The organism is Francisella sp. 19S2-4 (assembly GCF_036281795.1).
Classification (GTDB): Bacteria; Pseudomonadota; Gammaproteobacteria; order Francisellales; family Francisellaceae; genus Francisella.
Genome location: NZ_JAWUZH010000016.1, coordinates 35954 through 47206 on the forward strand (window position 1 = coordinate 35954; position 11253 = coordinate 47206).

Genomic DNA, 11253 nt, shown 5'->3' on the forward strand with positions numbered 1-11253 from the left:
TCCTATTTTACTATTCTTGTAGGTATATTGTTTTTAAAAAGTTCTTGTTTTAATTCAGGTATCGCAATAATATCATCATGAAATACACTAGCAGCCAAAGCACCATCAATATCCGTATGCTTAAATACATCAATAAAATGCTGAATCTGACCAGCTCCTCCAGAGGCAATAACAGGGATTGAGACATTTGATTGAACTTCTCTAAGATGCTCTAGATCATAACCACCTTTGACACCATCATGATTCATACAATTAAGAACTATCTCACCAGCACCACGAGACTCTACCTCTTTTGCCCAACTAACTGGATCTAATAATGTCTGTACAGTTTTATCATCACTACCTGTATATTGGCAAACTTTAAATTCACCATCAATAAATTTACTATCTACGCCAACTACTACACATTGAGTACCAAACTCATAGACTAGCTCATCTATCAAATCAGGTCTAGCAAGTGCTGCAGAGTTGACAGATATTTTATCAGCCCCTTCATTTAGTATAGCTCGAGCATTCTCTACAGACTTTATACCTCCAGCTACACAAAATGGAATATTTATTTTTTTAGCTATCTCTTGTATCCACTTGATAGAAAGTAGCTTATTATCTGGACTAGCGCCAATATCATAAAATACTAGCTCATCAGCGCCTGCATCTGAGTATTTCTGTGCTAGTTCAATAATATCGCCAATGATTCTATGATTTCTAAATTTTACACCTTTGACAACTACACCATCTTTGACATCAAGACATGGAATTATTCTTTTTGTTAACATTCTAAAGCCTCTTGTAGTGTAAATTTATTTTCATATAGAGCTTTACCAATGATAACACCATAAGTATTCTGCTCTTTTAGAATTTCTAAATCTTCTAAGCTACCAACTCCACCAGAAGCCATAAACTGAATATCTGGATATATAGATGAATAGATTCTATATAGCTCAAAATTTGGACCTTGCAGCATACCATCTCTAGATATATCAGTACATAAGACATACTCAAGACCATCACCAAGATAAGTCTGTAGTATTTCATCTAAAGTTGTTGTGCTAGACTCTTGCCAACCATGTGTTGCTATATAAGGAACTTCTTCTTTGATAAATACATCTAAAGCTAAAACTATCTTCTCAGCACCATATTTCTCAAAAAACTTCTTTGTTAATGCTATATCTTTGACAGCTAAACTACCGACAACTACTCTATCAACTCCGATTTCCAGAAGCTTTTCGATAGTCTCAAAATCTTTGACACCACCACCAACTTGTAGCGTCATATTACAGTTCTCTCTAATCTGCTGAATAGTTTCAAACTGACAAGTTTGACCTTTTTTAGCGCCATCTAAATCTACGACATGGATAAACTCAGCACCTGCTTGTTGATATGCTTTTGCAACATCTTTTGGCTCAAACTCATAAGTAGTAGTTTTATTAAAATCACCTTTTTCTAAACGAACACATTTGCCATTTATTAGATCTATTGCTGGAAATATATTCATTTACAAAGCTCCTTGTATAAAATTCTCTAAAATCTTCATGCCAACCCTACCAGATTTCTCAGGATGAAATTGAATGCCATAAAAATTATCTTTATTTACCATCGCAGTGAAATCATTTATATAGTCATTAGTAGTTATACTAAATTGATTAAGCTCAGCATAAAAACTATGCACAAAATATACATAATCATCTCCTGCAATATCTTTAAACAAAAAATGATCTTTATTTACATTTTGTAAACTATTCCAACCCATGTGTGGAATACTAAAGCCTTGAGTTTTCTTAAAAGCTTTTACTTTTTCAGGAAAAATACCCAAACAAGCTGTACTTCCTTCTTCAGAAAAACTATACATAATTTGCATTCCTAAGCAGATTCCTAATACTGGTTGTGTCAGCTCAGGGATAAGCTTATCTAAATTATTTTTTCTTAAACTATCCATGGCTGATTTAGCATGTCCCACACCAGGTAAAATTACGCAAGCTGATTTTTTGATTACTTCAGCATCATGTGTTAGGACTATTTGTTGCCCTAATTTCTCAAAGGCATATTTTATCGAAGCAAAATTACTCCCACAACAATCTATTATCGCTATCATAATACTCCCTTTGAACTAGGAATCTCATCTATACCATTTTTAGCAATCGCTTGTTTAAGCACTTTCCCTAAGCCTTTAAAACACGCTTCTATCATATGATGAGTATTCTCACCTGTTACTTTGATATGTAGTGTTGCTTTTAGACCTTCAGCAAAAGATACAAAGAAATGCTTCACCAACTCTACTGATAAATCCCCAACCATTTCTCGATCAAAATTTGCCTCAAAAGAGCAGTAATTTCTGCCACTTAAATCTAGAGCAATCTCAACTAAAGCCTCATCCATAGGTAATAAGAAACCATAACGATTAATACCATATTTATCGCCTAAAGCTTGAGCAATTGCTTGAGAGAGAGTAATTGCAACATCCTCAACACAATGATGATCATCGATATGAAGATCACCTTTTGCCTGAATTACGGCACTTATACCAGCATGTTTTACAATCTGATCAAGCATATGATCAAAAAACCCAAGACCCGTATCTATTTCTCGAGTTCCAGGAGCATCTAGATTAACTTTTACAATAATATCAGTCTCATTAGTTACACGCTTGATTTCAGCTACTCTAGGCTTATTTAATATTGCTGTAGTAATATCATCCCAAGATTGATAACTTCCAACACCAAATTGAATAGGATTGACTTTTATATTATGTGCTAATTGAACATCAGTTTCTCTATCACCTATCACATAGCTATCTTTTAGAGAGATCTTTTGCTCTACTAAATAGTCCATCAATAAACCAACTTTAGGTTTACGACAGTTACAATTCTCATGAGCGAAATGTGGACATATTAAGACATCCTCAAACTCTATCCCTTGAGACTTAAATACCTTCATCATCAAGTTATGCGGTGCATCAAAATCTTCTTGAGGAAAAGACTCAGTACCTAAACCATCTTGGTTTGATACCATAACAAGTTTAAAGCCTGCTTTTTGTAATTTTTTAAGAGCTTCAAAAACACCATCAAAAAACTCTAGTTTCTCAATACTATCGACCTGCTTATCTATAGGTGGTTCAACTATTAAAGTACCATCTCTATCAATGAATAAATATTTATTTTGTTTCATATTCGCTACTTAATTTTTGTAATACTTCGATTAATTTTTTATTTTCAGATACTGTCCCTATGCTAATTCTTAGAACTTTTTCATCATTGAAAAAATGAGCCATAGAACGGACTACTATTTTATTATCGATTAGTTTATTAAAGATACTCTCTCTAAATCTAACTAATATAAAATTAGCATCTGATGACCACAATTTATCAACAATCTTCATTTGTGATAATGCTTGATATAGATGTTCTCTTTGCTCTTTTACTTCAGTAATTTGACTAGCTATATTTGCTAAACTCTCATCATCAAGCATTGCTAATATAGTATTTTCTGTAGTTTTTGGGATTGGATACGGTGCTAATATTTTTCTCAACCAAACTATTCTATCTGAATTAGTAATTACCGTCCCTAGCCTAAGACCTGCCATACCAAAAGATTTTGACAAGGTTCTTAGCACAACTAAATTTTCATATTTATTGATAATGCTAGAAACAGACCTTTCATTACTAAATTCAATATACGCCTCATCAACTACAACTACACACTTGCCAGCTAATTCACTTAAAATTTGTTCAATATCAGCTAATGGTATAGATTTACCAGTAGGATTATTAGGAGTACATAAAAATAGTAATTTACAGTTATCAGGAATACTCACTAAAAGCTCTGTAACATTAATTTCAAAGTTATTTTCTTCTTTTAGCTTAAGAGTTTTATAATCAACACCTTGTAGTTGAGCAGCTATTTTATACATCCCAAAAGTAGGCTCAACTGCAAAAGCAGAATCTTTTTGATACTCACAATATAATCTAAATAACAGATCAATCCCCTCATCACTACCTCTAGTAACTAATAGATTGCTTGCATCAACATTATATATCTTTGCTAGCTTCTCCACTAATTTCTTTGGTTGTGGTTCAGGATAGCGATTATACAAATACTCATTATTATATGGTGATTCATTAGCATTTAACCAAATATCTCCATCCACTTTTAAAGAGCGCGCAGATGAGTATGCACTAAATTTTTGTAAATCTTTACGAATAAGACTTTCTGTAGTTTGATTTTGCACAATATTTTGCATAATGTTATAAACTCTCCAAGCGAATAGCTATTGCATTTTCATGAGCTTTGAGACCTTCTATATCAGCTAATCTCATCGCTGTTTGTCCTATATTTTTTATACCTTGCTTAGATACATTTTGAATACTTATAGCTTTCATAAAATCTATAGTTGCTAAACCGCTATAGGCTTTTGCATATCCATAAGTAGGTAGTACATGATTTGACCCAGTAATATAGTCGCCTAATGCTTCAGCCGCCCAAGGACCTACGAATACAGCACCTGAATTTTGAATACTATCAATATAATTATCTGCATTTTCAATATTTAAAATAAGGTGCTCAGAAGCATACTCATTAGCTATATTAATTGCTTGGCTAAATGTATCTACAACAATAATTGCACTATTTTCTAAAGATTTCTCAATAATAGCTTTTCTTTGGGCTGTACTAGTTTGCTTAGAAACTTCATCTCTAACCTTATCTGCTAAAATTTGACTAGTTGTGATTAATAAAGCTTGTGAGTCTGTGCCATGCTCAGCTTGAGCTAACAAATCTGCAGCAACAAATCTAGAATCTGCACTCTCATCAGCAACTACTAAAACTTCTGAAGGTCCAGCTGGCAGATCAATAGCAGCACCTTGGCTATCATTAGAAACTTGCTGTTTTGCCTCTGTAACCCAAGAATTTCCTGGACCATAAATTTTATTAACTTTAGATACAGTTTCTGTACCATAAGCTAGAGCAGCTATAGCTTGAGCTCCTCCTAGTTTATAAATCTTTGAAACCTTACAAATATCAGCTGCTATTAAAATTAATGGATGAACATTACCATTTTTATCACAAGGTGTAGCCACATAGGTTTCTTTACAACCTGCAATTTGTGCTGGAGCTGCTAGCATTATTAGCGTAGAAACTAATGGAGCTGAACCACCAGGCACATATAAACCAACTTTTTCAATAGGCCTATAAACTTTTTTACAAACCACACCATCATTGGTATCACAAACAGTAGTTTTTGGCTTCATTACTTCATGATAGTTAGATATACGCGCTATCGAATTTTTGATTAAATTAATATCATCTGGCGAGGCTAGTAAGTAAGCTTCTTTAATCTCATCTACTGAGACTTCAATATTATCTAAATCAACACTATCAAATTTAGAAGTAAATTCAAAAAGTGCTTTATCACCGTTCTGCTTAACTTCATTTAAAATATTTCTAACACCTGCAACTAAGTTAGCTTTATTAGCAGAAACTGGGCGAGACAGAAGCTCTACTTGCTTAGTGGTGCTAAGCTCTTGCCAATTATATATTTCAATCATTGTCGCTACTTACTCCAACATCTTCTCAATTGGTAAAACTAATATAGAGCTAGCACCTGCTTCTTTTAACTTCTCTAAAGTTCCCCAGAAAACTCCCTCTTTGGTAACCAAATGTATCGCAACTTTAGTATCCCCATATAAAGGCATTATAGTTTGACCTTCATGTCCAGGTAAAATATGAGCAATCGTATCTATTGAATCTTTATCAATATGAAACATAATATATTTACGTTCTTGAGCATGCTTTACACCCTCAATTCGTCTAAGTAATAATTGATAATATTCTTCTAATTCATCTCCAAAATTTTCATTTGAGCGAATTAAAATAGCTTGGCTTTTCATTATTGTATGAATTTCTTTAAGATTATTCTCTTCTAATGTTCTACCAGTAGAAACCAAGTCACATATTGAGCTTGCCATTTGTAAATTCGGTGCGATCTCAACTGACCCAGAAATAGATAATGGATCAAGACCTAAATCATTCTTATCTGAAAACTCTTGTACTAAGTAAGGATAGGAAGTTGCTATCCGGGTATTTTTAAGATCATTTAAGTTTTCACTAGCATTATTTGGTACAGCTATAGATAGCCTACATTTACCAAACCCTAGTTTTTTCGTTTTGATAATATCGTTCTTTTTATTAGTATCTTTTATGCTTAGTAAATACTCTTCTAAAACATTCTCACCTACTATACCAAAATCACAAACATTGCCATTTACTAAAGTTGGAATATCATCATCTCTTACAAAAAGAAAATCAATTGGAGCATTTATTGAATGACATAACAAATTACTTTTACTTGAGAACTCTACTTTGACACCTATTTTACTAAATAATTCCATTGAATTATCATATAGTCTGCCTTTCTTTTGTATAGCAACTCTTAATCTTTTTCTCATCTTAACTCTCATTTTTTATTTTATTATAGATAGTGTTGTAACCATTTGTTCCATAAGTAAGACATCTTGCAACTCTACTAACAGTTGTAAGGCTAACTCCTGTTTCAGCATGGATCTGGCGATATGATTTATCTTTTTTTAATTCTTTAACTACTCTCCAACGAGCAGCCATTGCCATTAAATCTACTGGTGTGCATAAATCTTCTAAGAAAAGCTTTGCTTCATCTACAGACTCAAAATTTGTAAAAACCTTATATAGATCTTGGAGATTATCCTCATTATTTTTTATTTCAGACATTTATTTTAGTCAAATTAATAATGTATCAATGTACTAACATGGTAGTACAGCAAAACACTAATTACAAATAAAATTTTAGACTTTTTATATAAAAAATAAGATCAAGAATAATTTAGAAAATTTAGCTACGTTTCATCGCTCTATTTTCAACATACAAATAGCTACCATCTTTATGTATATTCACATAAAAATCTGTATCTTTATATATAAACAAATTAGCTTGATGATTACTATAATCTCCGCCAACTTGTAATACTGTACTAGGTTCTGTGCCAAAAATATCTGGCGCTTTTAATTGAGTTAGATCATAACTATCAGTATTTGAAATCCAAAATGATGAGTTATATTCATAAGGCTGAGCATTAGAATGAAAAACAAATACTATTACTCCAGATTTGTTTTTCCCAGTATAGAAATACGTACTTAGCCATTCATAATTAGTATATATAGAACCATCTGTCGCTGTATATTTATTTGCATTACCATCATTACCTATTACAGTTAATACAAAATGATTTTCACTTCTGTTATAACCTCGAGAAGGATCTGTTGTATTAACATAAAATAACTGACCAGTATCTGATTTTAACGGCGAGTTCTCAGTATCAAAGTTATCTGCATCATCAGGAAGAAGATAAGGTGCTATTTCACCACTTTCATCCATCCAAAAAATAAACTTATAGTCTTCACCACTACTTGGATCCTTAAATAACATACCAAAACTCTTTTCAGTGGAATTCACTATGACAGATCTAAAATCTGGTATTGCTTTATTCCCCGCGGCTTTAAATGGATCATAAATAGTTTTAGAAAGATCTATCTTAGATACTTTAGAAGTATCTTTATTAAGTTTTAGAAAATAGCTTTGATTATATGGATATATAATATATGCATCTTTTAAAGATGCTAACTTTCTTAATCCTTTAACATCGTTATCTACAGAGTAATTACTAGCTTCACCATTATTATAAATATATATATTTTTAGGATTATTACTATCACTCCATATAGCTAGTCCATTATTTAGTGGGTATACATTTATATCAGATAAACCCTCTTCGTGAAACTTCGCAACTTGAGAAAAAGAAAAGTTATCTACTAACTTATATACAAAGATATTATCTTTTTTATCAGTAACTATAAAATATATATTTCCTTTAGTATCTTTTATTACATACTCATTATTACTATTCTCAATATTTATAATTGGATTATCAATAACCTTATATAAATCATTATAAGTTATGAAAAGCTTACTTCCTTTTATATAAAATATATTATTTTTTGCGAACTCATCGATACTATAAATATCTGATGAATTAGCTACTTTTGATATTTGCCCATCTTTAGATATAAAATAAGTATCATTTTGATTCTTAACAATAAAATCACCAGTTTTTGTCGCTTTTATATCACTGATAGAAGAAAGGTTTCGATATTCTTGTATACTACCATCTGCTTTTATCAAAATACCAAATGATGATTTATAAAGCTTATTGGGCTTTTCATCAGGATTTTTGACTGACAGAAAAACTTCACTATTAGCTTCTCCAGCAAAACGAAAACTTGTATATTTTATTTCTTTAAGACCATTTGATTTACTCCAAACATAAGCTTTGTTGTAGTCCATATTTCTTCCATCTGCTAAGAAATATATTAAATTACCATCTTTACTTTGTTTTAAATTGGGCAAAGTGTAAAATTCTTTCTTGTAGATAAGCTTATAGGTATTTTTATTAGGTAGTAATAAACCAAGTAAAGATGGTCTATTATTAAAACTAGGTTTTATATAATCAATAATATACCCATTACCATTATTTATAGGCTTAATTGAGTAAGTAGAATAACCATTATAAGTTATAGGTAATATAAAATTTTTATAATTACCATCAGCAAAAATCACAGTTATAACTGATGAGTCTATGTAACTTATTACAATACTTTTATTTTTGTCATTATAGAAAACATTTTCTATTTTTTTATTGGATATATTATCTTCAGATATTTTTATATTTTTAATTAAACTTCTATCATCTGTATATAACAATTTACCATCACTCATCATAGCACCAACCTTAGGATTACTCTTAGAGTATTCAAATGGTGGAATATTATTCACAATAGCATCTATCGCTACTTCAGAATAGTAATCATTAAAGTGATAACCTAGTGTTATATATAATAGCTTATTAGTTTTCTTGTTTTTGGCAATTACTAAACACTCTGCAGCCATACTATTAAGATCACACTGATGTCCTTGTATAATCTGAAAGTTAGTAGATATAGAGTTCACTACTATAGCCCTTTTCTTGTCAATATCAGAAAAATTTTCTGGATCAGCTATTTTAAAATATTTTGTTGCTAAAAAGATTTTACCTTCAACTAAATCATCTTCTTTTATGTCTATAGAAATTTTATCCGTTAATAAACTAGCTTTTATATCAGATGATTCTTCAGCGCTTTTTTTTGAATCTGAAGCTAGTAAATTCTCTTGTTTCTTGGCTTCTTTATGATTATTAGTTTTGTCACCAAGGCTTTTGAAATACATTAATGTACCAATCATTAAGGCAAAAATAAATAAAATAATCAGAGAGCTAATAATAACTTGTATTTTTTTCATCGATAAAACCTTAACTGTCTTTTTTAGATATGTCTTGATTAGAATCTATAGAACCAGCATTTATATTAAAATATTTACTACCATTTCTAATAATCAACATTGCTAATGCAATTACGTACACCTGACTATATGTAGCAATCATAAATTTTGTAGTAAAAGGTAAAATTATAAAGACAGCGAATAATATGATGATAAAACTTATCTTTAAGTTTAATTTATTTAGTATAGAAACAAGTAAATATGAACATACGATAAAGCTAATAATATTAGTAGTCATATTTAGCACTGAATATGCATTTTCGAGAGTTTCTTTTTGTAGACCCATTGTATATGTCCAAGCTAGTAAAAAGTAAGCTCCTATAATTAAAAGTCCAACAATTGCATACAATATATGCTTGAGGCTATCATAGCTTGTTGCCATACACGTTAATATACTACTAAACACTAGAGTAAATGCTACAAAAATAGACGCACTCGCAAAATTAGTCATAATAAGATATGTATCAAAATCAATACCATTAGTGTTATATGATTTATTAGCGAAAAAGCTAACTGTATATCCCGCAAGTAAAACTAAAAGTGCAATAGCTGATAAGATTCTTAATAGCATATTAGGTTGTAATATTTTATTAGTTATTTCTATATTAGGATCTGATAAAAGCATCATAATGATTAATACAAACAATATAAATGATAGCAAACCAGCTAGTAAACTAACAATTATATATGTTAGATCATGGTTAGAACCCGAATAAAATACAGAAGATAAACCCGAAAATACAATATATAAAATCCCAAACCAATAAAATAACCGAACAGTTATATTATTTGTATACTTTCGCCATATTGATGGCATCAAAATAAGTGGAAACATCGCAAGTAATGACATAGCATTAACACTCCGTAACCTAAAAGATACGGCTAAGTTTTCACTACCTAAACAAGCAAATAAAAGATAAACAAAAATATATACAGTCGCTATAACTGCTACCATTAGAAGAAGTTTATTTGTTGATTTTTTTTCTGATAAATCTTGTATAAACTTTTTATTTAATAAATAGATAAGAAAATACCAAAACAATACAAAGCCTAATATAACCAATCCAAATAATACTATCAGCATAAAACTCTATCCTTATATACTAGTTAATATTCAACAATTCGAGTAATTCTAGAAAGCTATCATACTCGCGTAATTTAAGCTCTCTAAAATCATCAGGGAATTCCTTTGATAACTCATTATTTAAAAATCTTTCTATATTTATATTATGATTATCTATACAAACGAATCTTATATTATTTTTATTTGTTATAATCTTTAATCTAAAATCAAATAAACTTTTCTTATAAAAATCTATAAGGCTAACAATCCTCGCGGCATCAAAATAGTTATTTGCCAAAATACTATCATTATCTTTATATAAAACTTTATAATTTTTATTAAACTCTGGAGAAGCCGTTATTTGGCTAGATTTATTACCAAAAATCCTAAATATTGAATACTTAGCTTTTAGTTCAAAATTAAAATTAGGTAGACTATTAAGATTGTATAATAATATAAAATTTTTCTGATATTTTTTATAAACAGTATTATTATTAGAATCTTTATCTTTCTTTTTATAAAAATAAGATCCTATTAAATATTTTATTGATCCATTCTTATACTCTCGTATTTCTTCAATCCCATAAGAAGCATCACCTTTAGAGTATTTAAGTTGATATAGTAAAACTGGTAAGATATCTTCTTCCGTATGTTTAAAATTATATTTAATAGCTAATAATTTATCTTTTAGAAAATATCCTATTTCACTCTCAAGATTAAAAAGACTGTTGAATTAATATCCCAAATTGTTAGATATATTTTGTAAAATACAGATGTTACAGATATTAGTATT

11 protein-coding genes are annotated in these 11253 nt (G+C 30.2%); all 11 read right to left on the reverse strand.

What is annotated here, in order from left to right:
- Positions 1-2 precede the first annotated feature (2 nt).
- Entirely contained in the window at positions 3-776 is a 774-nt protein-coding gene (gene hisF / locus R8535_RS05090) for an imidazole glycerol phosphate synthase subunit HisF (RefSeq protein WP_329497054.1), read from the reverse strand.
- Positions 770-1495 (reverse strand): 1-(5-phosphoribosyl)-5-[(5-phosphoribosylamino)methylideneamino]imidazole-4-carboxamide isomerase, encoded by a 726-nt coding sequence (gene hisA, locus R8535_RS05095; protein ID WP_329497052.1) that lies wholly within the window; start codon positions 1493-1495, stop codon positions 770-772. Before hisA ends, hisF begins: the two co-directional genes overlap by 7 nt.
- Entirely contained in the window at positions 1496-2092 is a 597-nt protein-coding gene (gene hisH, locus R8535_RS05100; protein WP_329497050.1) for an imidazole glycerol phosphate synthase subunit HisH, read from the reverse strand.
- Positions 2089-3165: a bifunctional histidinol-phosphatase/imidazoleglycerol-phosphate dehydratase HisB gene (gene hisB / locus R8535_RS05105; RefSeq protein WP_329497048.1), complete on the reverse strand. Its 1077-nt coding sequence runs from the start codon at positions 3163-3165 to the stop codon at positions 2089-2091. Before hisB ends, hisH begins: the two co-directional genes overlap by 4 nt.
- Positions 3152-4237 (reverse strand): histidinol-phosphate transaminase, encoded by a 1086-nt coding sequence (gene hisC / locus R8535_RS05110; RefSeq protein ID WP_329497046.1) that lies wholly within the window; start codon positions 4235-4237, stop codon positions 3152-3154. The genes hisB and hisC overlap by 14 nt, the downstream gene beginning before the upstream one ends.
- A gap of 4 nt (positions 4238-4241) precedes the next feature.
- The gene (gene hisD / locus R8535_RS05115) at positions 4242-5540 is read right to left on the reverse strand and encodes a histidinol dehydrogenase (RefSeq protein ID WP_329497044.1); all 1299 of its coding nucleotides are present in this window, start codon (positions 5538-5540) and stop codon (positions 4242-4244) included.
- Positions 5541-5549: 9 nt separating this feature from the next.
- Entirely contained in the window at positions 5550-6440 is an 891-nt protein-coding gene (gene hisG / locus R8535_RS05120) for an ATP phosphoribosyltransferase (RefSeq protein WP_329497042.1), read from the reverse strand.
- Between the two features lies 1 nt (position 6441).
- Positions 6442-6738, reverse strand: a complete 297-nt coding sequence (locus R8535_RS05125) for a YerC/YecD family TrpR-related protein (protein WP_329497041.1) — start codon at positions 6736-6738, stop codon at positions 6442-6444.
- Between the two features lie 121 nt (positions 6739-6859).
- The gene (locus R8535_RS05130; RefSeq protein WP_329497039.1) at positions 6860-9358 is read right to left on the reverse strand and encodes a hypothetical protein; all 2499 of its coding nucleotides are present in this window, start codon (positions 9356-9358) and stop codon (positions 6860-6862) included.
- Positions 9359-9368: 10 nt separating this feature from the next.
- Complete coding sequence (locus R8535_RS05135) at positions 9369-10481, reverse strand: hypothetical protein (RefSeq protein ID WP_329497038.1); 1113 nt, start codon at positions 10479-10481, stop codon at positions 9369-9371.
- A gap of 19 nt (positions 10482-10500) precedes the next feature.
- Positions 10501-10758 carry a hypothetical protein gene (locus R8535_RS05140; protein ID WP_329497036.1) on the reverse strand — a complete coding sequence of 86 codons (258 nt, stop codon included), beginning with the start codon at positions 10756-10758 and terminating at the stop codon, positions 10501-10503.
- Positions 10759-11253: the final 495 nt, after the last annotated feature.